The organism is Mucilaginibacter psychrotolerans, assembly GCF_004519315.1.
In the GTDB taxonomy this organism is placed as follows: domain Bacteria; phylum Bacteroidota; class Bacteroidia; order Sphingobacteriales; family Sphingobacteriaceae; genus Mucilaginibacter; species Mucilaginibacter psychrotolerans.
Window position 1 is genome coordinate 67,275 of the sequence record NZ_SOZE01000015.1, and the last position, 25,884, is coordinate 93,158.

The following is a 25,884-nucleotide window of genomic DNA, read 5'->3' on the forward strand; positions in this document are numbered from 1 at the left end:
AGCTATACTTTATTTGGCTGCTTTTAAAGCGGCGAGTGCAGCATCGGCATGGGCCTTGCCTTCCAGCATGGCGGCATGCGTGTATACAACTGTTCCATTCAAATCTACTATAAAAGTTTCTCGGCCGCTCATGAATAATTTGTTCTTTACCCCAAACATTTTATACACCTTATCGCCGGTATCGCTCAATAAAACAAAGGGCAGTTTGTAGTGGTCAACAAATGCTTTGTGGCTGGCCACCGTGCCGCCGTTAATGCCGATTACAATGGCACCGGCCTTGGCAAAATCATCAAACATATCGCGGAAACCGCAGGCTTCTTTGGTGCAAACCATGCTTTCGTCTTTTGGGTAAAAGTATATCACCAGCTTATGCTTGCCCACCTGATCGGCTATGTTATAGGTTTTCCCGTTTTGATCGGTAAGGGAAAAGGTGGGCATTTTTTCGCCTTTTTCGAGATGCTTTTGTGCGTGGGCGGGTATGGTTAAGCCAAGGCTAAATGCCGTGGCGATTAGGAGGGTTCTTATCTGGCTGATCATATGGCTATATACGGTAAATTACGGTAACTGCGTTTTGGTTTCTTTCAATATAATTTGGAGGGCAGACACACATTGCTGAATTGGCGCAAAAAATAGGTAACAAAAAAGCCAGACCTGTTGAAAGGTCCGGCTTAGCTGTATCGTAGGCTGTTTATACCAGGTTCTTTTTGATGTAAGCGTAGCTTTTGGTAATGCTGTCGAAGGGATCTCCGGGGCAAATATCCTGCTCGTTGAAGAAGTAATCTAATCCCGCTTTTTTGGCGTGCTTGAATATGTCTTTGAATGGGATAACGCCGTTACCTACCTCCGTAAACATTTGCTTCGGCGTGCTATCCATATCCTTTACATGCCACAGCGGGAAACGGCCCGGGTTCTCGTTAAAGAGTTTGATAGGATCCTGTTTGGCGCGGTATATCCAGTAGATATCCATCTCCATTTTTACCAAATCTTTATCGGTGTTATGCAGCAGTGTTTCGTATGGGTATTTGCCGTCTTCTTGTTTAAATTCAAAATCGTGGTTGTGGTAACAAAGCTGTATACCTGCTTTTTTACAGATAGCGCCTGCTGTATTTAGCTTATCGGCAGTTTGTTTATAATGGTCCAGCGTGCCGCGTTCGCTATCGAGCAAATAGGCGCATACCATATATTTCAGGCCAACCGCTGCTGCATCGTCAACAGCTTTTTGCCATTCATTATCAATGGTGCCTTTTGCAGTCGGCATACCTTCTCCCAGCATGTAGTGGCCGCTTGGCATTATCAGGCCATTATCGCTCAGCACTTGCTTAAATTGTTCGGGTTCCATACCGTAGAATTTTTGGGTACCCGTGTAAGTAGCGCCCTCTACCGTATTAAAGCCAACTTTGGCCACTTTAGCTAAAGTACCCACAGGATCTTTGGCCATGGCATCGCGCACGGTATAAAGTTGTACGCCGATATATTTTTTGTTGCGGGCAAAAAGGTTCGGAGCCATTAATAGCCCGGTACCCAATACCGCCGAGGTTTTGAGGAAAGAACGTCTGGAAGTCATGGTATTATGGTGTTTAATTGGTTTGTGTAAAAGTAACGCATTCACTATTACAAATCAAATAGACCATCTATTTTTATTAAGGTTTAACTTGCAGCCGGGCGCGGCTTATTGCCTTTGTAACGGCTTGGCCTGCGGTGTTGGTTTTTGCGGTCGTCGCCTGGTGGGCGTGGCGCAGCAACATGCTCAATGCTTTTTAGTTCTTCTGGTAGTTCTTTTTGGGCTATGGGCCTGTCTATCAGTTGTTCTATGCTTTTAAGGCGCTTAAGATCGCGGTCGTTCACAAAGGTGATGGCTGTCCCGGTAGTAGCAGCGCGGGCGGTACGGCCAATGCGGTGTACATAGTCCTCGGCATCGCCGGGTACATCGTAATTGATAACCAGGTCAATACCTTCTACGTCGATACCGCGCGATAAGGCATCCGTACCGATGATAACCGGCAGTTGTTTGTTCTTAAAACGGAGCAGGATTTCTTCGCGTTCATTCTGCTGCAGGTCTGAATGGAAAGCAGCCACATCTAGCTTTGCCTGTTTCAATTCTTTAGCCAGCGCTTTTACAATTTCTTTACGGGATGCGAAAATGATGGAGCTTAGGTAGCCGCCGTCTTTCAGTAAAGCTTTCAACAAAGGCGTTTTTTGCCCGTCGTGCACGCGGTAAACCTGCTGGTCTATCCCGGCGGCAGGTTGCGATATGGCTATGTTTATCTGCTGCGGATTGTTCAATATAGCTTTGGCCAGGTTGCGTATGCGGCCCGGCATCGTAGCCGAAAATAAAAGCGTTTGGCGGTTTTTGGGTAGGTAGCTAATAATGCGCATAATATCGTCGCTGAAACCCATATCCAGCATGCGGTCGGCCTCATCAAGCACCAGGTGCGTAATGTGGTTGAATTTGAGCACACCTGAGGTTAAGTGCGCTATTAAGCGGCCCGGGGTAGCTATAATAATGTTTACGCTGTTTTGGATGCCGCGACGCTGCTGCTCGTAGGCCATGCCATCGCCACCGCCAAAAACGGCTTGCGAGCTAATGCCGGTGAAATAGGCAAGGCCCTCTACCTGTTGGTCTATCTGCTGGGCAAGCTCGCGCGTGGGGGCAAGCACCAGTGCGGTAGTTTGGTGGGTATTGCTGTTGGCAATATGGTTTAAAACCGGCAGCAAATAGGAAGCTGTTTTGCCTGTACCTGTTTGCGCGCAGGCTATAAGGTCGTCGCCATTCATGATAACCGGTATGGTCATTTCCTGTATGGGGGTAGCCTTGGTGTAACCCATGCTCAATACGCCTTCTAATAATTGTTCGTTGAAATTGAAATCCTGGAAAGTCACTATATTCTGTAAGTAAATTACGCAAGGTAGGCATTTTGTTTTTAAAAAGGGTTAAATAGCATAAAACCAAGCATAAAAGGCGAATGGGACTATAGCACTCAGCCATTGGCGCACCCTTTTCTGTCAGCCCAGCGTCTTGTTTTTAAAAGGAGTAAGGTATGGCCAAACAATCCCAGCGCCGGGGCTGTAACTATAGTTCACCTTTAAAAACAATCGTATAAAGCAATAATGTTTACTCTTTTAAGGCCCATCTTTAAAATACTTATAGGCTTAATTATTTTAATACCCTTCTCTAGCCGCACTGGTTTCGCATCGGTTGCAGACACCATCAAAGTAAAAGGCACCTCCATTATCCAGGATACCATCACGGCGCAAATTGCTACACGCCTTATCAACCGCGATTTTAACGATATTTATGTGCAGAACCTGCGCTCCTCATTCTTTGGGCAGGAGCTTTTTCAGCCCATCAAAACACAATTGGTTGCCGATGTGGTGGCCAACTTTGTGGTGTACAATACACCTAAATCGCGCCTTTTTGTAAACGCCTTCACCCGGGTGAAGATAAGGCTGCTGAACACGCCGGGCGCACCTGTAAAATCACCAAGTTATATGCCGGGCATCCAATTGTTCTACAGGCTTAACCACGATGTGCGCAACCCCGAGTTTTTATCGGGCGGTTACACGCACCACTCTAATGGTGTTCGCGGGCCAACCGTGCTGCCTGATGGCTCTTTTAATCCGGATAGTGGAAAGTTCTCTACTAATTTTTATACTCTTAACTATACAGTAGGCAAGCGTACCGATAAAAAGGACATGATCATCAACCAGTACAAAACCATCGGACTGGAGGTACATTCGGGATTGTTCGGAACCGGGGCTGCAGCAGGTTTGGATGGCCATTACGGCTGGATAAGGGTTAACGGCACCTATATGATTAACCTGGCAAAAGCCTACGACGACCCCATCAGGCCCAATAATAAATTATTTGCCAACTGGCAGCGCGTGCAGTTCGATTTCTCGTACATAGCAGATAAGTATAATAATTATAATACTTTCAACATCAAAAAGCGCTTGAACGTAAGCCTTAAATATTACTACCACTTGCCCTTTTTACAGGATGTATCTATTATGGCCGGCGGTGGCTACCGCGGGCAGGACGACTACAATTTTTCGTTTCAAAACAGCTATGGTTATGGCATGATCGGGCTCGCATCGGGCTTGTCGTTTTTGTTGAACAGGTAGGCCTCACCCTAAGAGCCTGTATCATATGTACATTTAAAAAAAGCCACTCAAGATAGAATTTGACGTTATGTTCTTTATACTGTTACGGCGATTTAAACACGGAGTTCACAAAGATAGAAACACAGAGATTGCGGAGCTTTTATTCCGTTTAACCCTGCAAAAACGCTGCGCCCTTTGTGTAAACCTCTGCGAACTCCGTGTTTTAAATAACCGCCAAATTTTGTTTTGAGTGGCTTAAGTACGTTTTTTACTTATCATACAGCCTCCTAAAAGTCGTCTTTAAAGGAGAGGATTATTTCATGAGGGCGTTGCCGTTTAGGTGAGGCTTATAAATCGAAATTATCATCACACCCGTAACAAAACATTTTATAGCGTATCTTAGTTTACAGTAAAAATCACAGAAGATATGCAATGGTTCGGCAGGCGCGAAAGCAGCAATACAGAAGAAGGTAGCAGCAGCGGCGGTGGCCGTGGCTTTGCATTTGGCGGCGGTATAATAGGTATTATAGCAATGGCTATATACTTTTTTACGGGGATAGACCCTTCGCAGGTGTTGAACCAGGTGCAGGGTAACGGCCAGCAAACCGAGCAGGTGAACGCCGGCACGGCCGGGCCTGATAACGATCAAAAGAAATTTGCCCGCGTGGTGCTGGCCGATACGGAAGACATCTGGGGTAAACTCTTCAGCGATATGGGCCGCAGTTACCAGCCCACCGTGATGCACTTTTTTACTGATGGTGTAAGCACAGCCTGCGGCGAAGCATCGTCGCAAAGCGGGCCTTTCTATTGCCCGGGCGATCAGAAGGTGTATATCGATGTGTCCTTTTTTGATGAGTTGACCAACAAGTTCGGCGCGGGCGGAGATTTTGCCCAGGCTTATGTCATAGCGCATGAGGTTGGCCACCACGTACAGGATCTTTTGGGACTGAGTGCAAAAATGGACCAGGCCCGCCAGCAACTAAGCGAAGCCGAGTACAATAAACTATCGGTAAAGCTGGAATTGCAAGCCGATTTCTACGCCGGCGTATGGGCGCATTACGAAAAAAGCATGAAGAATGTGCTGGAGGAAGGCGATATTGAAGAAGCCCTTAACGCCGCCCACCAAATTGGCGACGACCGCCTGCAGCAGCAATACCAGGGCCGCGTAACGCCCGATAGCTTCACCCACGGTACCAGCGCCCAGCGCATGTACTGGTTTAAAAAAGGTTTCGAAACGGGCGATGTAAGCCAGGGGAATACTTTTAAGGCTAGTGACCTGGAATAAAGCGGATTCGACGGTTATTACATTTTCCTGCTAAAATCCTTTCTTTCGAACAACTCCTGCGCGCCTGCTTTTGGGTTTGGCTTCGGGGACTTCCTCTTCGCCTACATCATAACGGCGGGCCATTTTGGCTATGCGCTCTTCCATGGTTTCGGTAGTGAGTTTTTCGCGGCCAAGGCTATCAACCATAATAGGGAACGCGAAGGGAGTGGGCCGCTCTATCGTTTTTAGAACGATACTTTGCGTTTGTATGCGCTGCAAGGCTGCCCGTAAACGGAACTCCTCCAACTGAAAAGCAAGGGCCTCATTATAAGCTTGTCGAACCAGCAGGTTATCCGGCTCGTACTCATTGAATACCTCGAACAATAATGAGGTTGATGCCTGCAGGTGCTTGTTCTTCATTGGCTGGCCGGGGTAGCCCGTAAAAACCAGTCCGCCTATATGCGCAATATCGCGGAAACGGCGGCGGGCCATCTCGTTGGCATTAAGGCTGTTTTGGATATCCTCAATAAGGTTATTTATCGAGAAAAAATCGGCATCTTCCAAAGCCTCTACTATCGGGATATCCTCGTCGGCAAGCAGCTCGAAACCATAATCGTTCATGGCGATGGAGAAACTTGCGGGCCTGATCTTGGAGATGCGGTAGGCCAATAAGCTGGCCATGCCCTCATGCACCAGTCGCCCCTCGAAGGGGTAAAAAAGCAGGTGGTGTCCCTCGCGCGATTTAAAAGACTCAATTAAAAACTCGTGGCTTTGGGGCAGGTGCGATATTTGCGCCTGCAAATCAAACAACGGCTTCAATGCTTTTACTTCTATGTCTTCTTCCCGGCCATGTGCCACCTCGTCCAGCTTATCGCGGAAAACGGCAGATAGCTGCGAGGAAAGCGGCATTCGGCCTCCCGCCCAGCTAGGTATAAGTCCCTTGGTTTTGGTTGATTTTTTTACATAAGCAGTCATCTCCTTCACCTTTATGAATTCCAGGCTGCGGCCAGCAAACCAAAAGGTATCACCGGGTTTCAATTTGGATATAAAACCCTCTTCCAGCGTGCCCAGGCTGCCGCCGCTGAGCCATTTTACGCGGATACTCAGTTCACTGGTAATGGTGCCGATGCTTAGCCGGTGCCGCATAGCCACACGGCGATTATTTACTTTAAACAGGCCGTTTTCTACTTCTACCTTCAAGAATTCATCGTACTGTGCAAGGGTTTTGCCGCCGTTGGTAATAAAATCCAGCAGTTGGTTAAACTCGTCGCGCCGCAGATCTGCAAAGGCGAAGGTGGTTTTTACCTCGTGGTACAACTCATCCGCCCGGAAGCCTTCTGATACCGCCAGCGTAACCATGTATTGTATCAGCACATCCATGGTGAGCAGCATCGGGTCGCGGCTTTCGAATATCCCGTTTTTAATGGCTTGCTTTAGCGCCGCACCTTCCAGCAGTTCCAACGAATGCGTTGGCACGAAGTAAGCTTTAGATACCGCCCCCGGGTGGTGCCCGCTGCGCCCCGCCCGTTGCATAAATCGGGCAACGCCCTTGGGGCTGCCCACCTGCACCACCGTGTCTACCGGGCGAAAATCCACGCCAAGGTCTAAACTAGATGTACATACCACCACTTTCAGGGCTTCGGCATGCAGGGCCTGCTCTACCCAGTTGCGCAATTCGTTATCCAGCGAACCATGGTGCATGGCCATTATACCCGCATACTCGGGGTAGTTATCTATGATGGCATGGTACCAAATCTCTGCCTGCGAGCGGGTATTGGTAAATATCAATGTGGTTTTGCTTTTGGCCACAATCTCCATCACCTGCGGCAACAGCTTTATGCCGATGTGCCCCGCCCAGCTGTAATTCTCAATATTCTCGGGAATAACCGACTCAATCAGCAACTTTTTGCTGATGTTGGCCCGCACCATCCGTATCTGCTCCGGCGGGAAATCGTTACCCAGCAGCACTTCTGCCGCCTGCTCCAGATTACCTATGGTGGCGGAGATACCCCATACTTTCAGTTGGCAGTTGGCAGTGGGCAGTGGGCTTTCAGTTTGCCGTTTGCGCTGGACAGTTTGCTGTTGCTCTGCCAACTGCCCACTGCCAACTGCTGACTGGCTTGCCAACTGTTTCAGCTTACTCAAGCCCAGCTCTACCTGTACGCCGCGCTTGGTGCCTAGTAGCTCGTGCCACTCGTCGCACACAAAAACCTGCAGCCCCGAGAATACTTTCGGATACTCCTTTTGGGCGAGCATCAGGTGCAGGCTCTCTGGGGTGGTGAGCAGCACTTCGGGCAGCTTACGTTTCAGGGCGGCTTTATCGGCGGCGGAGGTATCGCCCGTGCGCGTCATGATGCGCCAGGGGAGGCCGATGTCGTCGCATACTTCCTGCATGGCTTTGCGGATATCATTGGTTAAGGCACGCAGCGGCGTTATCCAAAGCATCAACAGGCCGTTGTTGGTTTTGGTGGTGTAATTATCGGGATGCTTGTTGATAAAGTCGGCCAGGAAGGGCAGGAATAGGGCAAATGTTTTGCCGCTGCCGGTAGGCGCGTTCAGCAGACCCGAAAAGCCGGCAAGGTATGCCTCCTCCATCTCCTTTTGAAAGGGGAATTGCTTCCATTCCTTTTGCTTATACCACTGTTGGATAACCTGCTGCCCTTTTGAACTCATTTTGCTAACAAAACCTGGTATATGGTGTTATATACCAACCGTAAAGTACTTAAAATGTTATGATATGAGAGCGAGCAAATATTTATTGATACTGATACCCCTTTTAATACTGGCGGCATGCAAACAAAAAGGCGATTCGACTGCCGGTAACGAAACGCCGGATTTGCCAGACACCACCGAGGTGCGCGCCATCCCTGCCGAGCAATTGATCACCCCCGGCAAAAGCATCGGGCACATCAGCCTTGGCGGGAGCTTAGATTCGCTGGTACAGATGCTTGGCCGCCCCGATGCTGGCGATGCCGCCATGGGTAGCCAGCTATCCACCTGGTACGCTAACCACGATACGGCAGGCTACCAAACCAGTGTATTCAGCCGGCGCAACATGGGCAATAAGGACGAGGACGTGAGCCGTATTAAAAAAATACTGGTCACCTCGCCCTGGTTTAAAACTGCCGAATACATGAGCACAGGTAATACCATGAAAGATGTAAGCAAGTATTATACACTAAAAGAGGGGAACAGCTACCAATCCAAACAAGGGAAAACCATCAAAACCTACTCGGATATAGCCAAAGGTATTTCTTTTGAAATTGATGGTGCGGGCAAATGCGTAAGTATATTGGTGCATGCGCCCAATTCAACAGCAGATACTTATCTGGATATGCATTAGCGCCAATTGGCAGCTTGCAGTGGGCGGTTTGCAGTGAAAAATTAAAAGGCCTTTTCGAGTATTTCGAAAAGGCCTTCTTTTTTGTTCGCAACACAAGTCAACTGCCCACTGAAAACTGCGAGCTGTAAACTGTCTACTTCTTCTCCGGCATCAAAATTAATTTGATCAGGTTGCTGGTGTTCAGATATTTCGAAGCAGTATCCTTGGTACTTTGCACGGTGATATCTTCCAGGTGGCTCACATGGCTCAGGATATCATCCGGGTTTTCGTTGTTTTGCGAAGCACCCGTAAGGTATCCGGCCCAAAATACGTTGTCCTTCAATTGCACCTGGGTTGATCGTGCTTCCTCAGCAACAAACTTCTGTATATCGGTAGCAGTAGCGCCGTTCAATTTCAGCTTGCTTATCTCATCCATAGTAGCAGCAATCAACTTATCTACATTGGCACTTGCGCAGGAAAAGTAAATGCTGGCGGTATAACGTCCGGTTGGGATTTTTGAGTAAGAGATACGTACGCCGGGCGCATAAACACCACTTTCCTGTTCGCGCAGGCGTTCGGTAAGCTTAATGTTCATCACCTCTTCCAGCGCATCTAACTGTATATTGTTACTCTCCTTGTATTCATAAGCACCGCTAAATACCATTTGCACGGTGGCTTTATCATCCAACCCCTTGTAAATGGTTTTGGTAATCTGGCCCGCAGGTGGGTGTATGGCCAGATCTTTAAAGGTTTCTTTTTTGTGTGTAGATGGCAACGATCCCAGGTAAGTTTCTACGTATGGTTTTATCACTTCCGGGTCGAAATTGCCCACTAAGGTAAACGTGAAACCGCTGGCATCGGCAAAGCGGTCTTTATAAAAACTGTAGGCTTTATCCAGGCTGGCAGCATCTAAATTAGCCAGTGTAGTTACCATAGAACGCATATTGTAGTTGCTCAACACAGCCGATACGGTATCCTGGTACACGCTGCCGGGGTCTAATCCGCGGTTAGTAAGTATAGAGCGGGTTTGGCTGATGTTGCCCTTCCAGATGTCTTGATCCTTACGCGGTTGGGTAAAGTACAAATGTATCAGCTGCATGGCGGTCTCAAAATCGCGCGGCGAAGCGTTGGCACTGATACCCTGCGCAACATCACTGATGTAGGGGCTCACGCTCACGTTTTTACCGGCAAGCATCTTATCCAGCTGGCCCTGGTTAAAATCGGCAATGCCGCTACCGGCAATAATAGGCGCAGCCAAATTAGCCGAGGTAAAGTCCTTATCACTCGCTAATGATGTACCGCCCAGACTGTAGCCATTGATCAGCACCTGGTCGTTTTTAAACTCGGTAGGTTTTAGTATTACGGTGAGGCCGTTTGCCAGCACGAGTGTGGTGGTGCCAATAGACTCGTCTTTTGTTTCGGTTACAACCTTGCCCGGCTCGGGTGTTTTATCCATCAAGGGCCTGCTGGTTACGTTATCCACGTATGCCGTAAGGCCAACGCCTGCTGTGCTTATCCAGCTGAGTACGGTTTTTTCGTCGGGCAGTTTGTCTTTATCCTTATCCGGTCCTTCGATGATGATGACACGGTTTTGGTCGCTGATGAACTGGCCCGCTAATGCATTCATATCGGCAGTACCAATTTTGTTGATGTTGCTTGCAATGTAATTGTACTCAAACTCGATGCCGGGGATGGCCTCACCGGTAAGGAAATTCTTGCTGTAATCGCGTACGAAGTTTGCCGAATTGGTTTTGTCGCGCTCCGCGTAAGCGTTTTGTATCTGCACCAAAACGGATTGTTTAGCGCGTTCCAGTTCCGTAAGCGTAAAGCCGAACCTTCGGGCGCGCTCAACCTCGGCCACCATTACTTTTACGGCGTTTTGCAAATCGCCGGGTTTGGCAATTACCATTGATGAAAAAGCATCCTGTTTGGCAATCAAAGAAGAGAAACTGGCGCGGGCGTACAGGTATGGTGGGTCGGGTTTCTGTAACAGTTCGTTCAGGCGTTCGCCCATCATATAGTTGAACAGGCTAATGCGCAGACTTTGCATGTAGTTAGCGGCCGTTTTTACTACGGTTTGCGGGCGTTTCACTACAATTTGCGCCAGGGTGTAAGGGAACTCCTTATCGGTAGCAATTTTTACGAGGGTGCCCGGCGTTGGCGGCACGGTATAAACTGTGCGCGGCTTTTCGCCTGCAGGGTTGGTGAGCAACGAGAACTTGCTCCTGATCAATTCCTCTACCGCTTTTACATCGAAATCGCCCACGGCTATTACGGCTTGCAAATCGGGGCGATACCAATCATGGTAAAAGCTTTTGATGGTAGCGGCATCGAATGTTTTAAGGATGTTTTCCTGGCCGATGGGCAAGCGCGAAGCATACCGCGAGTTATTAAGTATGGCTGGCAGGGTTTGCTGGCTTAAACGCTCCTGCGCATTTTTGCCACGCAGACGGGCTTCTTCCAGCACTACGCCGCGTTCTTTATCAATCTCCGCTGCATCAAAGCTTACATAGCCCGCCCAGTTGGCCAAAATGTTGAAGCCGTTTTTGAATACCTCGGCGCTATCGGTAGGTAAAGGCAGTTGGTAAACCGTTTCATCAAAGCTGGTGTAAGCATTTAAATCGGCACCAAACCGTATGCCCGATTTTTGCAGGTAGTTCACCAAATCGTTCTTTGGGTAATCACGCGTGCCATTAAAGGCCATATGCTCGGTAAAGTGAGCCAGGCCCTGCTGCGCATCGGTTTCCAATATCGAACCGGTTTTTACAATGAGGTAAAGCTCGGCGCGGTTTTTTGGCTGCTCGTTATGGCGTATATAATAGGTGAGGCCATTGGGTAGTTTACCTATCAATACGTTGGGGTCGGTAGGCAATGATACTGGGCCTAGCTGCTGGGCTGCAGCTACCGGCTTGTTTTTGGGCGATGCTACGGGTTTTCTTTTAACCTGCGCAAAGGTGCTGCCGGTGGCAAAAGACAGCGCCAATACAGCAAACGCAACTTTTCTGTTTAAGTTCATAAATCAATTAAGAATGAGGGTGCTAAGATGCGAAACGAAAAATATAGTTACAAATTGTTTTAAGGGTTAGGGATGGTGTTCCGCAGTGGCAACGGCTGTGGTCATTATTCTTTAAAGGCTTCCTGCATCATCTGTTGTAGTTCGGCCTGATGGCCCTGTACAGCTTGCTGGCCCAGGGCGGCTCCTTTTTGCATTAAGGCCGGCTGTTTCTCGCTCAGTTTTAAGCCCAGGGGCGAACGGTAGAAGGCAGCCAGGTTTTTCAATTCCTGCTCGGTAAACTCCTGCGCATACATCGCAGCTAATTGGTCTTTCAGCACATCCCAGCTGATGTATTTGGCAACGAAGCTGTTCATCACCTCAATGAATTTGGCGCGTTTTTCTTCGGGCAGCGAACCACTGGCTTGTTTAAGCATGGTGGTAATACCGGCTGTGAATTGTACATCGGCCTTTGATGCCATCAATACGTCTTCGGCGGCTTTCAGTTGCGCGGGCGTAACGGTAGGGGTAGTTTGTGCCTTAACTGCCGTGCAGAATAAAACGAACACAAGTAATAGTTTGAATTTCATGATTAGATTTTGATAAATATCTTCCGAAGATAAAAAACCCACATCACCAGCCAAAGGATTAATACAATTAAAATAGCGCCCAGCAACGAGGCATTTACCGGCGAAAAATACGGCACAAACAGATGCTGGTAGATGCTTTTGTCATCCCATTTGATGAGGTTATAATAATGCGGAATGAAGCCCGACAGCACGTAAGCCGCAATAGCGTTGGTACCGAACACCACAAAGGGGTAAGTAAAGCGCTTATGCCCCTGCACATCTATCAGCCAGAAACAAAGGGCCAGGCCAATGGTTGCCAGCCCGCCGGTGTACAGCACGAAGGAACTTGTCCACAATGCTTTGTTGATAGGGAAGAACAGGTCCCAAACCAAAGCCGCCAATACGGCTATGACACCATAAGCAAACATCCAGCTTACTTTGATGCTGTCGTCGCGGTCTTTGCGTTTAAGCCAGGTGCCCACGCGGATACCAAAAAGGCCGGTGCCGATGGCGGGTAAAGTGCCCAATAATCCTTCGGGATCCCAGGTGCGTGAGGAGCGCCAGAGGTGGTCGGGGGTTAATAACGTGCGGTCTATCCAGGCACCGAGGTTGGTCTCAGGTTCGAGGTTGGCGTAGCCCACCCCGGGTACAGGAACGAAAGTCATTAGCAGATAATAGCCTACCAACGCAACAACAAATACCCAGTCGCGCGTTTTTTGCGAGGTTTTAAGGTATAGCACGGTGCAGATGAAATATACCAGGGCGATACGCGGCAATACGCCCGGCAGGCGCAGTTTACTCAAATCGAAATTCCAGCGGAGGATCATCTGGGTACACCAGGTTATCAGCAAAAGTATAACCATGCGGCGCAATGCAGTCCATATCATTTTTGATTGGCCCATGCCGCTTGCCTTTTTGCTTTCCATAGCGTAAACGATGGATACACCCACCATGAAGAGAAAGAAGGGGAACACCAGATCGGTAGGTGTGCAGCCGTTCCATACGGAGTGCTCCAGCGGGGCGTAGATATGGCTCCAATCGCCGGGGTCGTTAACCAAAATCATAGTAGCAATGGTGATGCCGCGGAAAACATCCAGCGAGAGCAGGCGGGGGGATTTGAGGACTGTGGTCATGGATATGTTATTGATTTATTCTTCTTGTGAGGGTGGGTACATGGATATGGTGATGCCGATATTAACCTCTGCCGCAAGTTTTACCAGTTCGGGCGGAAGGCGATGGCTTTGATAAAAACCATTCCCCGGATTAAAAGATACGCCAAAATGTAAAAAGGCGTAATCTAAGCCCTCGGCTGTTGAAATGTGTTTTAACGTTTCGCCGTTATGTTCCAGGTAGCCTATTGCATCGTTTACCTGTTCATTGAAGTCGTTAAATTTGGCATCGCTTACTGCGGCGGCGCAACCGGAGCCATCGTGTTTGCGGCCATCGGGTTTAAATTTAAATACTGGTTCGCCATGGCGATGTATATCATAAACCGTTAGCCCGCTTTTTTCAATAAAAGCATCAACGTTAAAATCCGTACCCCCAAGTTTTAAGTTACAAGACATACTTTATTATAAACCTCGCTATAACGCAGATGTGAAAGAAATCCGCAAAATATGGAATATTCTATTGATTTAATTCTTCTTCTGAAGGAGCGTAAATAGATATGGTGATGCCGATATTATTCTCTGCAGCTAGCTTTACCAGTTCGGCCGGAAGGCGCTGGCTTTGGTAAAAGCCATTTGGCGGATTAAAAGATACGCCAAAGTCGAGGTAAGCGTCCTCTAAGCCTTCAGCGGTTGAAATGTGTTTTAATGCTTCACCATGAAGTTTCAGATAGGCTATCGCGTCGCTTACCTGTTTATTGAACTCGTTAAATTCGGCAATGCTTACTGTGGCATAGCAACTGGAACCGTCGAGTTTCCGTCCATCGGGTTTAGATTTATATACCGGTTCGCCACGGCGGCCTATAGAATCAGCCGCAAAACCGCTTTTTTCCAGAAAAGCATCAACGTTAAAATCCGTACCCCAAAGCGTTAAGTGACAAGACATAATTTATGATAAACGAAGTCATTGAGAGGAACGAAGCAATCTCCCGGCTATACATTACCGCTTGTCCTGTGTAGAGATTGCTTCGTGCCTTATAATGACGTGGTTTTAAGTTATTGATTATCAGTATATATTTTTGCACGTCATAACCTTTTTTTTCAGGGTTACCCCCTGATGGATACTCGCAATGACGCGGAGGTGAATAGGTAGAGGCGCGAAACATCGCGCCTCTACGGTTGTTATATTAAAATTTATACCTCACAAAGGCCTCCATAGCCGCGTATTCTGCCATGCCAAGTTTGTCGTAGTTTATGGCAGTTTCACGGTTGCGGTCCTCGGCGCGCACCCAAAACTCGCGGGCATCGTCGCCGGGGAACACGGGGCGGTCCTTCTGGCTTTGGTGCTTGAAGATGGCATCGCGCTTGCGCAATACCTCGGCAGGGGAAAGCGGCACCGCCATCTCAATCTCGTGGGTGGCGAATTCGTGCCATGCGCCACGGTACAGCCACATCCAGCAATCTTTTACCCAATCCTCGGTTTCTTTCAAACGGGTAAGGGCAGCCAGGATGATGTTGAAGCATACGATATGCGTCCCATTAGGGTCGGCGAAATCGCCTGCGGCGAAAACCTGGTGGGGTTTCACTTTGCGCAATAGCTCCATCGTTAACAAAATATCCTCTTCGCCCACAGCGTTCTTTTTGGTCTTGCCCGTTTCGTAAAAAGGCAAAGCCTGGAAATGGATATTGCTATCCGGCACGCCCGCGAACCTTGCGCCGGCAATGGCTTCCGTTTTGCGGATGAAGCCTTTCACGTTGCGTATTTCCTGGGTATCTATCTGGTTAGGCAATTTGTTCTCGATGAAATGGCGCATCTCGCCATAAAGCTTCTTCAGTTCAGCGGCATCCTCGCCTACGCTTTCCTTAAAATCGATGGCGAACTCAACGTAGCGTAATACATCATCATCCCAAACGGCGGTATTGCCCGAAGTTTGGTAAGCTACATGCACATCATGTCCCTGGTCAACCAAACGGATGAAAGTACCGCCCATCGAGATGACATCATCGTCAGGGTGAGGTGAAAAGACAATCGACCTTTTCCTTGCCGGCTCGGCACGTTCCGGGCGTTGGCTATCGTCGGCACCCGGCTTGCCGCCCGGCCATCCGGTGATGGTATGCTGTATCTGGTTGAAGATATCGATGTTGATGTCGTACACCGGCCCTTGCTCTACGGCCAACTGCGCCATGCCGTGGTTATTGTAATCTTCTTCGGTTAGTTTCAGTATCGGTTTACCAACGGCGCAGGATAGCCAGATCACTGCTTTCTTCTTCAGGTTATTGTCCCAAACACAATCTTTTACCAGCCATGGGGTGTCGAAGCGGGTAAGACCCGATGCTGCGCCTTCGTCAAGCACGAACTCCACATGGTCGGACAACTGCAGGAAGGTAGCAGGCACGTCTCCTGATATCTCGCCCTCTACGGCTTTGCGTATGATGGATGCTTTCTTGGCGCTCCAGGCCATCAGGATGATCTCGCGGGCCTTGAAGATGGTACCAACCCCCATAGTGATGGCTTTGGTGGGCACATTCTGCTTGCCACCGAAATCACGGGAAGCATCGCGGCGGGTCAAATCATCAAGCGTAACCAAACGTGTACCCGAGTTAGGGGCGGAACCCGGCTCGTTGAAACCGATGTGGCCGGTACGGCCAATACCCAGTAATTGCAAATCCAAGCCGCCGAGTTCCGACAGCTGGCGTTCGTAATCCAAACAGAAAGCAGCAACATCTTCCTGTTCCAGGGTACCATCGGGGATATGTACCAGGTTTTTGTCGATATCGATATGGTCGAAGAGGTTCTCGTTCATGAAAGTGACGTAGCTCTGGGCAGCATCAGGCTTCATGGGGTAGTACTCATCCAGGTTGAAGGTAATGACGTCTTTGAAAGACAGTCCTTCCTCGCGATGCAGACGGATGAGCTCGGCGTACACGCCTATCGGCGTAACGCCGGTGGCCAGGCCTAAAACGGTTTGCTGGCCCAAAGCCTGTTTGCCGCGAATCAAAGCCGCTATGCGTGCCGCTACCGCCAGCGATGCCGCTTTCTGGTCGGCGTAAACGCTAACCGGCAGCTTCTCGTAACGTGTCTCTTCCAGTAAATTTAATCGTGCCATAAAAATTGCTTAGGGTTGGTAATGGGTGTACAATGGGTTGAAACAAATATATACGTTATTTATATACAGGACATTTTAATTTACATTTGTGCGTACACCCGTCCCGGTAAAAATAAGCACATGCCAGCATTGAACAAAAACCTGCAAAAACTATTCGCCGTTGCCCAAAAAGAGGAGCGGCTGGGCATTGGGCTAATGTCGGGCACCTCGCTGGACGGGCTGGATATTGCGCTTTGCAGCTTTAGCGGCAGCGGACTGCAAACGCAGTTTAAGCTTATCCATTACATCACTATTCCCTACGGCGAAACTTTCAAAAAAGAAGTACAGCAGGTATTTGCCCAAAAGCACGCGAACCTGGAAGAGGTGACGTTACTGAATGCCTATATTGGTAGCTTCCATGCGGAATTGATATTACAGTCCCTTGCGGAATGGGGCGTTGCCCCTGGCGATGTCGATTTCATCGCCAGTCACGGGCAAACCATTTACCACGCGCCAAAACGTTTGCATGGGCAAGCCGGATACAGTAACGCTACGCTGCAAATTGGTGATGCCGACCACATAGCCGTAAAAACCGGCATATTAACCATCAGCGATTTCCGCCAGAAACATATTGCAGCCGGTGGCGAGGGTGCGCCATTGGCCCTCTATGGCGATGTGCTGTTGGGTAGCAAACCCGGCGAGGACAGGATACTGCTCAATATCGGGGGCATTGCCAACCTTACCTACCTGCCGGCAGATGCCGATTACACCAAAGTGATGTGTACAGATATCGGTCCGGGCAATACACTGATTGATGCTGCCTGCCGTGCTTACTTCGATCAGCCTTACGACGAGGATTCGGCGATAGCCTATTCGGGGGTGGTTAATGAAACGTTGCTGGATGCCCTACTGCACCATCCATTTTTTAACGAAAGCCTGCCAAAGACCACCGGACCAGAGCTTTTTAATTTGAATTTTGTAGCCGATGCACAGCAAGCCACCCGTACCCTAAATTTACCCAAAGCCGATTTAGTGGCTACGTTAAGTGCTTTCACCGGCCGAAGCATCCTGCGGTTCATCGCATCCAACTTTTCTACTACCGGCATGAAAATATTTGTAAGTGGCGGCGGGGCCAGGAACCCTTTCGTGACCGATTACATCAAACGGGCGTTGCCCGGCGTTGCCCTGGCCGATACCAGCGAACTGGGCATTAACCCCGATGCTAAAGAAGCGATATTATTTGCGCTGTTGGGCAACGAAGCCCTCTGTGGCGAGCCAACGGCGATAGGCAACAACCCGAAAGTGCTGATGGGGAAGTTTAGTTTTCCCTTATAGCGTAACCGTAGTGGCGAGTTTCAACCCCATCGCTATGGTTAAAAGAAAAAGCCCTTATCACCAAAAAGCTCAACGGCCCTGTTTACTGACATCTTGCCGGCATTCACAGCCTGGTTAGCAAAAGGCACTAATTCGTAATGTTCGTCTTCGGTTTTGAGTCTGAAGTTAATGATGTATTTGTCGCCCGCCCTATCAACATAGGTGACGTAATTATCTACCCCTTGAGAAAATACAGGGTTAAAACTTCTTCGTCCGTTTGGTTCACGTTTTCGATAATAGTTTGAAAATAAAAAATCAATCTCCGTTACATTATCAAGTGAAATGGTTTCGTTGTTTACCATTATTTTATGGTTGCAGAATTTTATTGTTCCGGCTATGGTTCCTTCCAATGGTTTCTTTCGCCAAAAAGTCCCTGTCAAAAAATAGATACAGGTAGCAAAAGCACCGAAAGCAGCGAATGGCGCAAAATCTGCAGCTATCCAATTTGTTGCAATTACGGCAACAAATAACCCCAAAACAATCCCATCAGTAGAGGGCCTGAATTTTTTTTCATCGGGAATAAATACGTCAAAAGAAATACAATCCATAAATTAATCAGCACCATAAATGTAACGTTTTGCGTCGACTGGCGAAGGCATTAGCCCAATGATTTTAGTGGGGAAATTTTGTTTCCCCTTGTAGCTTTTTTTTAACCACAGAGTTACACTGAGAAGGCGCAGAGAAGGCACAGAGATATTTAAACGCTTAGCAGGCTCTGTGAACCTCTGCGTATCCTCCGCGTACTCCGTGGTTAAAAAATCTCCGTCTGTCTTTTCTTACTGAAAACTTTTATATTCGAACAAAATTTTTATCCCATGGATTTATACAAATTCGTCCTCCTGGCGCACTCCGGCTTCCGATACATCGTAATGGTTTTAATTTTGCTGGCTATTGTGCAATCCTTAGCCGGCTGGTTTGGCCAAAAAGAATACACCGAAGGCAACCGCAAGCTTAACCTGTTTGCCCTGATATCGGCCCATACGCAGCTGCTGATAGGGTTGGTGCTGTACTTCTTAAGCCCCTTTGTAAAGTTTGCCAAAGAAACTATGCACGAAGCCACCGCCCGTTATTGGACGGTTGAGCACATCAGCATGATGATATTTGCCATCGTTTTGATTACTATCGGGCACGCTAAATCCAAGAAAGAAATACTCGCGGTAAACAAGCACCGCACCGTCGCCATATTTTATTTACTGGCTATTATAGTGATAGTTGTGTCTATCGCGCAAAGCAAACGTGCCTTTTTTGGCATGAGTAATTAAAAAAGAACAGAAAAAGTTTGCAGTTTCGATTTTCTTTATAAATTTGCTGCCCGATCATGAAAAAAACTTTGAACAATAACAATTGGTGGCACCAAATAAAATTGGCAGCCGGATAGTTTTTGACATGCATTACTAATCAAATACAAACCTATATTGAAACCCGGCGAGCACCAATCCGCCGGGTTTTTTTTGTTTAATGAGCTATTGAAAAATGAAGACTTTTAAAATAAATACCACACATAAAAAGCTACTTGCTGATACCACCACGCCGGTTAGCATTTACCTGCGCCTGCGCGATGTATTCCCAAACTCGTTGCTGCTGGAGAGCTCCGACTACCACAGCCGCGAAAACAGCCTGAGCTATATTTGCTGCGCACCCATCAGCGGTTTTGTGCTGGATGATGGCGAACTGAAAAAGAAATTCCCCGATGGCAGCACCGAAGTAAGCGCACCGGGCACCTTCGAACTAACAGACGAGATCAATAATTTCTTAAGCCGTTTTGACACCGATGCGCAAGTGGGCAAGGTTATTTCTAATGGATTGTTTGGCTATTTTACCCACGAAGCAGTTGAACATTTCGAAACCATTAAGCTAAAGGTAACGCCCGACAATCCGCGCAAGATACCGGTGATGCAATACCATATCTACAGCTACATTATTGCGGTGGACCATTTCAAGAACGAACTTTATATTTTCCATAACCAGATAGACGGCCAGCCCGAAACCAATGGTTTAGAAAAACTGGAATACCTTATCAAAAACAAAAACTTCCCCGAGTACACTTTCGAGAGCAAGGAAGCCGAGCAATCGAATTTGACCAACGAGGAGTTCATTGCCATTGTAGAGAAGATGAAAACGCATATCTACCGTGGTGATGTGTTCCAGATTGTACCGTCGCGGGCGTTCTCGCGTAAGTTTCTGGGCGATGAATTCAACGTGTACCGTGCGCTGCGTTCTATCAACCCGTCGCCATATTTATTCTATTTCGATTTCGGCGATTTCAGGATCTTCGGTTCATCGCCAGAGGCGCAGATTACCGTTAAGAATCGTGTTGCCAGCATTTTCCCGATAGCCGGTACGTTTAAACGGAGTGGTGACGATGTGAAGGATGCAGAGATAGCCCGCCAGTTGGAAGCCGACCCCAAGGAATCTGCAGAGCACGTGATGCTGGTTGACCTGGCCCGTAACGATCTGAGCCGCCATTGCGAGCAGGTAAGCGTAAAGGCTTTTAAAGAAGTACAATACTATTCGCATCTTATCCACCTGGTATCGCATGTAAGCGGCAAGCTGAAGCCCGGCGTATCTTCATTCAAAATAGTAGCAGATACATTCCCGGCAGGCACGCTAAGCGGCGCGCCAAAATATCGTGCCATGGAAATTATAGACGAGAACGAGAAAACCAAACGCAGCTTTTACAGCGGTGCCATCGGTTACTTCGGATTTAACGGAGATTTTAATCACGCTATCATGATACGCTCGTTTTTGAGCAAGAACAACACGCTGCACTACCAGGCAGGCGCGGGCATAGTAGCCGGCTCCGTTGCTGAAAGCGAGCTGAAAGAAGTAGATAATAAAATAGCCGCGCTAAGGAAAGCGATAGAGGTGGCGGAATCTATTTAGAGATTAGAGGCTGGAGAATAGAGATTAGGTAAACACAAATAGGCTCAGGGTAATCCTGAAATCCTAAAAATCAAGGTTCAGAAAAATGAGCAATATATTAATAATAGACAATTACGATTCGTTCACCTATAACCTGGTGCATTTGGTTAATGAAATTGGCCTGGAATGCGACGTTTGGCGGAACGACCAGTTTGATATAGCCGATGTAGATGCTTACAGCCATATCATCCTCTCGCCGGGGCCGGGCATACCGTCTGAGGCAGGGTTGTTACTACAGGTGATAGAAAAATACGCGCCCACCAAAAGCATTTTTGGCGTGTGCCTCGGCCAGCAGGCCATTGCAGAAGTGTTCGGTGGCAAATTATACAATTTGCCGCAGCCCATGCACGGCATTGCCACGCCCATAAAAGTTACCGACGATACCGAGCAGCTTTTCAAAGGCCTGCCGGAATGCTTTAAAGTAGGACGTTACCATAGCTGGGTAGTAGAAAAGGATTTGCCGGAGGTGCTAACAGTTACCGCCATTGATGAGGAAGATAATTCGGTAATGGCTTTAAGGCATAAAGAATACGACGTTCGCGGCGTGCAGTTCCACCCTGAATCGGTATTGACCGAATACGGCAAGGAAATGATGGCGAACTGGTTGAACGGATAAAGCCGAACCTTTCCCTCATGTCATTTCGATGAGCAGCGGGCGGGAAAGCGCGGGTGGGCGAAGAGAAATCTTGTTCGATATGCAGAGCCGCTTTGCCTGCGTTAATGGATTGCCTAACAAGATTTCTCCTCGCTATCGCTCGTTCGAAATGACAACGGGTTTTATAAATTTGTGGAAATGAACATACTCGATAAAATAGTAGCATACAAAAAAAGGGAAGTGGCTCGCGACAAACGCGAAACCACCTACACCGAACTGGAGGAATCAGAGTATTTCCACCGGGAAACGTATTCTTTTAAAGATTTTTTATTGGTACCCGATCGGACGGGTATTATTGCCGAGTTTAAACGCAAGTCGCCATCCAAAGGCATTATTAATGATGAAGCGCTGGTAAAAGAAGTAACTAAACAGTACGCCGATGCCGGTGCTTCGGCGCTATCGGTATTGACCGACCGCAACTTCTTCGGCGGTCGCAAGCTGGATCTGAAACGTGCCCGCCGCGCAAATATCGTACCGGTGCTGCGTAAGGATTTTATGATAGATGAGTACCAGATTGTAGAGGCAAAAGCCCTTGGTGCAGATATTATATTGCTGATAGCCGCCATCCTTACTCCCGCAGAAATAAAAAACCTCGCGGGCTTGGCCAAAAGCCTGGAGCTCAACGTTCTTTTAGAAGTACACAACCTGGAAGAACTGGAGCGCAGCATAGATACTAACCTCGATGCCATTGGCGTAAACAACCGCAACCTGGCTGATTTCACGGTATCGGTACAAAACTCTTACGATCTGGTAGATCATATCCCCAATGAGTTTCTAAAGATTTCGGAAAGTGCCATCAGCGATACGCAAACCATCAAAGATTTGAAGACAGTGGGCTTCCAGGGTTTCCTCATCGGCGAAAACTTTATGAAGCAGGCAGATCCAGGGCAAGCGATGCGCGAATTTGTGAAAGGGTTGTAATATCGAAAATATGCTTACCCCGCTTAATTGCTAAATAAATTCAATAATTTAGTAATTGTATGGCCGATAACCTGAACTTTAATGCCGACCAAAAGGCTGCCTTTACTGCAATAAAGAAGTTTCTGGCGCACCCATCTATCGATGTCTTTGTGTTGAAGGGGTATGCAGGAACCGGCAAAACGTACCTGATGCAGGCCCTCGCCAAAAAGCTGAAGGAAGAAAAGGAAGAGTTTTGCCTGTTAGCTTCTACAGGTCGCGCCGCCACGGTACTCAAAGGGAAAACCGGTTTTACCGCACGCACTGTACATAGCGAACTTTATAACTTTATTGGGGTCAACGGGCTCGACGATAATCCATCGGGCGCAACTGCTAGCAACGCTGCGCAGCTTTCTATGCAGTTTAATACCCGTATAGCCGACAATAAAAAACGGCTTTATATTGTCGATGAGTCATCCATGCTTTCGGGCGAATTTCAGGAAAGTGATTCCATGCCCGCCACTTTTGGCTCGGGTGTGCTTTTAGACGACCTGTTTGAGGTGGTGGGCAATAACAAGATTATTTTTGTGGGCGACCCATGCCAGTTGCCGCCAATAGGCCAGCCCTTTAGCCCGGCACTTGATAAGAATTGGTTGAACAGCCAAAATAAGGTAGCCGTATCCGTCACGTTATCTAAAATTGAGCGGACCGACAGTGGCAACGACATATTAAAACTTGCCGGCGACATCCGCGATATGCATGATAGCGGCGTTTTTGAATTATATCCAAAGTTACCGGCATCTAAGCTTAACAACGTAAAGTTGCACCCTGCTGATGACGAACAACTGGACAGGTATTTTGAGAAATACACCGAAACAGGCCCGACGGAAACACTTGCTATAGCGCGGACTAATCTAAGAGTGTATGAAATCAATCGTTTTATGCGGAATAAACTGCTTGGCGATGCAAATTTAGACTTGCAAACGGGCGAGGTACTATTAGTAACCCAAAACAACCATAAAGTACCGCTAACAAATGGCGATTTTGTAACGGTAACTGCCCTGGGCGAGGTTACCTGGCGGGGCGGGCTTAAATTTCAAAAAGTTACCGTGCGAACTTTCTTATCTGATACGGAGTTCAAAATGCAGCTCTCGGTTAATGCGCTCAAAAGCATAAACGGCAGTTTGACTAAAGAACAAACGAAAGAACTGATGGTTGATTTTCATAGCCGCATGCGCGAAAAAGGGATATCCTCTAAAAGCGAAGAATACCGGGAAGCGATGTTGGGAGATGATTATTATAACTGCTTAAAAGCTACTTATGGCTATGCGGTAACCTGTCATAAAGCACAAGGCGGCGAATGGAATAACGTCTATCTTTTCCTGGATAATGAAAATAATACCATGTTTAGGATGCCTCCTGCCAGCCTTTGCAAATGGTGGTACACGGCAGTTACCCGCGCCCGAAAGGAATTGCATTTGGTAAAACACTGGTGGGTGGTGTAGAATAGGTCTACTCCAATTCAACTATTTCAACATCCGATAATACACAGATATCGATGGCACTAAGGATATTAGGCTTAAGGAAAGCCCATAGTGTACGGTTGTCGCAATTTCCTATTTTGATGTTTATTAATTTAGGTGGTGCCCCGAGACGGGTAATTAGGATGGGGAAGTCTGCATCTTTAGAAACCAAAATGACATTACCTGCCGCTTTTGCTCTATAGTAAATCTCACTATCCTTGAGGAAGTGTAAATTTAGGCTATAGGATGATTTTACAACATAGCCAGTGTATTCATTCATCCATTTTGCAATAATTGGTGAAATCTGCGTGTCTAACCAAATTTCCCATTGCTCATGCGGCATGTATTACAACAGTGTTTTTTATTTTCAGTGAAGCATAGAACAGTGCTGCCTTAATATCTTCTTTTTCTAAAATAGGATGTTGCTCTAAGATTTCCGCATCAGATAATCCAGATGAAAGCAACTCCAAAATATCACTCACCGGAAAACGCATTCCCCGGATAGTCGGCTTTCCGCTAAGCAAATCAGGGATAAAAGTAATGCGGCTAAGCAAGGCTTTTTGGATATCATTCATAATTTAAAGTTAAGCAAACTTCCATAACCAACAAAACACCAACCTGAATATCCGTTAACCCATTTCATCTTCCCCGCAAAAACATTATCTTTGCTGCGCTACTAGTAAAAAATGTAATCCTCAAACACTCCAGGCCCTTCATCGTTTAATTGATGAATTCCATTGTTGGCTAAGATAAGCCGCACCAACTATTGTTTATCGAATACGCCACGCGCATTAATGCGTAAATCCGCGTATCTTTATATTGATTTATGAAACAGAAATTTTATGATACTGCTGTGAAGCAGGAGAAAGTTGTGCTGGTTGGGGTGATTACCCCCAACGAAACGGAAGCACGCGAAAAAGAATACTTAGAAGAGTTAGAATTTTTGGTTGCCACTGCCGGCGGCCTCACCGTGAGAACCTTTACCCAAAAACTGCAGCGCCCGGAACGTTCCACCTTTGTGGGTACCGGTAAGCTGGATGAAATAAAAGAATATGTTGTTGCCGAAGAAATAGATATCGTGGTGTTTGATGATGAGCTTACGCCATCACAAATGCGCAACATCGAACGCGAACTGCAGGTAAAGATACTGGACCGTAGCAACCTTATCCTGGATATTTTTGCAAGTCGCGCCCAAACGGCACAGGCCAAAACGCAGGTGGAACTAGCCCAGTTGCAATACCTGTTGCCGCGATTAACCCGCTTGTGGACGCACTTAGAGCGCCAAAAGGGCGGTATTGGTATGCGTGGCCCGGGCGAAAGCCAGATAGAAACCGACAGGCGTTTGATTCTGAATAAGATCTCTTTATTAAAAGAACGACTTAAACTTATCGACCGGCAGAACGAAACCCAGCGCAAAAACCGCCAGGCTTTGATCCGCGTGGCTTTGGTGGGTTATACCAACGTAGGTAAATCTACCATCATGAACATGCTGGCAAAATCGGACGTATTTGCCGAAAATAAGCTGTTTGCTACGTTGGATACTACCGTGCGCAAAGTGGTGATAGAGAATGTGCCGTTTTTATTGTCAGATACGGTAGGTTTCATCCGCAAGCTGCCTCACCATTTGGTGGAGTGCTTTAAATCTACCCTGGATGAAGTGCGCGAAGCAGATATATTGATACACGTAGTAGATATTTCGCACCCAACGTTTGAGGACCAGATACGCACCGTAAACGAAACCCTGAAGGATTTGAAGGTGGTTGATAAAAAAACCATCACGGTATTCAATAAGATAGATGCCTTTAACCCTGCCGACCATAACATCGACATCAAAGACACGCCGTTGAACATGGACGACTTTAATCACAGTTGGATGGCTAAAAATAACGCCCCGGCTATTTTCATCTCTGCTACCGAAAAAGAAAACGTGGAAGAGTTTAAAACGATGCTTTACGATGCGGTGAAGACCATCCATACCGAGCGGTACCCATACGATAATCTGCTTTACTAAGCCACAAAACCGCTGTTTCAACCGCTCTCCGGGGAAATAAACTTGCCATACGGCAACTTTAT

Annotated in this window: 23 protein-coding genes; 10 read left to right on the forward strand and 13 right to left on the reverse strand. The window is 47.6% G+C overall.

Annotated features, from left to right (window positions below):
• Positions 1–9: 9 nt before the first annotated feature.
• The 3 genes from E2R66_RS15395 to E2R66_RS15405 form a co-directional block, all read right to left on the reverse strand.
• Positions 10–537 (reverse strand): peroxiredoxin, encoded by a 528-nt coding sequence (locus E2R66_RS15395; RefSeq protein WP_133234052.1) that lies wholly within the window; start codon positions 535–537, stop codon positions 10–12.
• 151 nt (positions 538–688) lie between these two features.
• On the reverse strand, positions 689–1,564 hold the full coding sequence (locus tag E2R66_RS15400; RefSeq protein WP_133234050.1) for a TIM barrel protein: 876 nt from the start codon (positions 1,562–1,564) through the stop codon (positions 689–691).
• Positions 1,565–1,647: 83 nt separating this feature from the next.
• Positions 1,648–2,880 (reverse strand): DEAD/DEAH box helicase, encoded by a 1,233-nt coding sequence (locus tag E2R66_RS15405; RefSeq protein ID WP_192901982.1) that lies wholly within the window; start codon positions 2,878–2,880, stop codon positions 1,648–1,650.
• Positions 2,881–3,108: 228 nt separating this feature from the next.
• Between E2R66_RS15405 and E2R66_RS15410 the strand changes: the two genes are divergently transcribed.
• Both E2R66_RS15410 and ypfJ read left to right on the forward strand, forming a co-directional pair.
• A complete protein-coding gene (locus E2R66_RS15410) occupies positions 3,109–4,122 on the forward strand; it encodes a hypothetical protein (protein ID WP_133234048.1) in 1,014 nt (337 codons plus the stop codon).
• A gap of 406 nt (positions 4,123–4,528) precedes the next feature.
• A complete protein-coding gene (gene ypfJ, locus E2R66_RS15415; RefSeq protein WP_133234046.1) occupies positions 4,529–5,386 on the forward strand; it encodes a KPN_02809 family neutral zinc metallopeptidase in 858 nt (285 codons plus the stop codon).
• Between the two features lie 30 nt (positions 5,387–5,416).
• Here ypfJ and E2R66_RS15420 read toward each other — a convergent pair whose 3' ends face one another.
• On the reverse strand, positions 5,417–8,038 hold the full coding sequence (locus tag E2R66_RS15420) for a ligase-associated DNA damage response DEXH box helicase (protein ID WP_133234044.1): 2,622 nt from the start codon (positions 8,036–8,038) through the stop codon (positions 5,417–5,419).
• Positions 8,039–8,102: 64 nt separating this feature from the next.
• Here E2R66_RS15420 and E2R66_RS15425 point away from each other — a divergent pair, with 64 nt between their 5' ends.
• Entirely contained in the window at positions 8,103–8,708 is a 606-nt protein-coding gene (locus E2R66_RS15425) for a hypothetical protein (protein WP_133234042.1), read from the forward strand.
• 133 nt (positions 8,709–8,841) lie between these two features.
• Here E2R66_RS15425 and E2R66_RS15430 read toward each other — a convergent pair whose 3' ends face one another.
• The 6 genes from E2R66_RS15430 to E2R66_RS15455 all read right to left on the reverse strand — a co-directional run bounded on the left by E2R66_RS15430 (position 8,842) and on the right by E2R66_RS15455 (position 16,461).
• Positions 8,842–11,703: a M16 family metallopeptidase gene (locus E2R66_RS15430; RefSeq protein ID WP_133234040.1), complete on the reverse strand. Its 2,862-nt coding sequence runs from the start codon at positions 11,701–11,703 to the stop codon at positions 8,842–8,844.
• Between the two features lie 104 nt (positions 11,704–11,807).
• Positions 11,808–12,269, reverse strand: coding sequence for a DUF2059 domain-containing protein (locus tag E2R66_RS15435; RefSeq protein ID WP_133234038.1), 462 nt, complete (start codon positions 12,267–12,269; stop codon positions 11,808–11,810).
• A 2-nt stretch (positions 12,270–12,271) separates the two neighbouring features.
• Entirely contained in the window at positions 12,272–13,381 is a 1,110-nt protein-coding gene (locus E2R66_RS15440) for an acyltransferase family protein (protein ID WP_133234036.1), read from the reverse strand.
• A gap of 15 nt (positions 13,382–13,396) precedes the next feature.
• Complete coding sequence (locus tag E2R66_RS15445) at positions 13,397–13,813, reverse strand: hypothetical protein (protein ID WP_133234034.1); 417 nt, start codon at positions 13,811–13,813, stop codon at positions 13,397–13,399.
• Positions 13,814–13,874: 61 nt separating this feature from the next.
• Positions 13,875–14,300 (reverse strand): hypothetical protein, encoded by a 426-nt coding sequence (locus E2R66_RS15450; protein WP_133234032.1) that lies wholly within the window; start codon positions 14,298–14,300, stop codon positions 13,875–13,877.
• A 241-nt stretch (positions 14,301–14,541) separates the two neighbouring features.
• On the reverse strand, positions 14,542–16,461 hold the full coding sequence (locus E2R66_RS15455; protein ID WP_134737935.1) for a glucosamine-6-phosphate deaminase: 1,920 nt from the start codon (positions 16,459–16,461) through the stop codon (positions 14,542–14,544).
• A gap of 120 nt (positions 16,462–16,581) precedes the next feature.
• On the opposite strand from E2R66_RS15455, the gene E2R66_RS15460 reads away from it, so the two are divergent.
• Positions 16,582–17,775 (forward strand): anhydro-N-acetylmuramic acid kinase, encoded by a 1,194-nt coding sequence (locus E2R66_RS15460; RefSeq protein WP_240049332.1) that lies wholly within the window; start codon positions 16,582–16,584, stop codon positions 17,773–17,775.
• A gap of 38 nt (positions 17,776–17,813) precedes the next feature.
• On the opposite strand, the gene E2R66_RS15465 is transcribed toward E2R66_RS15460, so the two are convergent.
• Positions 17,814–18,362: a hypothetical protein gene (locus E2R66_RS15465; RefSeq protein ID WP_133235220.1), complete on the reverse strand. Its 549-nt coding sequence runs from the start codon at positions 18,360–18,362 to the stop codon at positions 17,814–17,816.
• Between the two features lie 267 nt (positions 18,363–18,629).
• Here E2R66_RS15465 and E2R66_RS15470 point away from each other — a divergent pair, with 267 nt between their 5' ends.
• The 5 genes from E2R66_RS15470 (at position 18,630) to E2R66_RS15490 (ending at position 23,793) form a co-directional block, all read left to right on the forward strand.
• Entirely contained in the window at positions 18,630–19,076 is a 447-nt protein-coding gene (locus tag E2R66_RS15470; RefSeq protein WP_133235222.1) for a cytochrome B, read from the forward strand.
• A 211-nt stretch (positions 19,077–19,287) separates the two neighbouring features.
• Entirely contained in the window at positions 19,288–20,697 is a 1,410-nt protein-coding gene (locus tag E2R66_RS15475) for an anthranilate synthase component I family protein (protein WP_133235224.1), read from the forward strand.
• A gap of 85 nt (positions 20,698–20,782) precedes the next feature.
• Positions 20,783–21,352 carry an anthranilate synthase component II gene (locus E2R66_RS15480; RefSeq protein WP_133235226.1) on the forward strand — a complete coding sequence of 190 codons (570 nt, stop codon included), beginning with the start codon at positions 20,783–20,785 and terminating at the stop codon, positions 21,350–21,352.
• 177 nt (positions 21,353–21,529) lie between these two features.
• The gene (gene trpC, locus E2R66_RS15485) at positions 21,530–22,312 is read left to right on the forward strand and encodes an indole-3-glycerol phosphate synthase TrpC (RefSeq protein WP_133235228.1); all 783 of its coding nucleotides are present in this window, start codon (positions 21,530–21,532) and stop codon (positions 22,310–22,312) included.
• Between the two features lie 59 nt (positions 22,313–22,371).
• Positions 22,372–23,793: an ATP-dependent DNA helicase gene (locus tag E2R66_RS15490; protein ID WP_133235230.1), complete on the forward strand. Its 1,422-nt coding sequence runs from the start codon at positions 22,372–22,374 to the stop codon at positions 23,791–23,793.
• A gap of 7 nt (positions 23,794–23,800) precedes the next feature.
• Here the strand turns inward: E2R66_RS15490 and E2R66_RS15495 are convergent, their stop codons facing one another.
• Both E2R66_RS15495 and E2R66_RS15500 read right to left on the reverse strand, forming a co-directional pair.
• Complete coding sequence (locus E2R66_RS15495; RefSeq protein ID WP_133235232.1) at positions 23,801–24,154, reverse strand: DUF5615 family PIN-like protein; 354 nt, start codon at positions 24,152–24,154, stop codon at positions 23,801–23,803.
• Complete coding sequence (locus E2R66_RS15500) at positions 24,144–24,386, reverse strand: DUF433 domain-containing protein (RefSeq protein ID WP_133235234.1); 243 nt, start codon at positions 24,384–24,386, stop codon at positions 24,144–24,146. Before E2R66_RS15500 ends, E2R66_RS15495 begins: the two co-directional genes overlap by 11 nt.
• Positions 24,387–24,637: 251 nt before the next feature.
• On the opposite strand from E2R66_RS15500, the gene hflX reads away from it, so the two are divergent.
• Positions 24,638–25,822, forward strand: a complete 1,185-nt coding sequence (hflX, locus tag E2R66_RS15505; RefSeq protein ID WP_133235236.1) for a GTPase HflX — start codon at positions 24,638–24,640, stop codon at positions 25,820–25,822.
• Positions 25,823–25,884 lie beyond the last annotated feature (62 nt).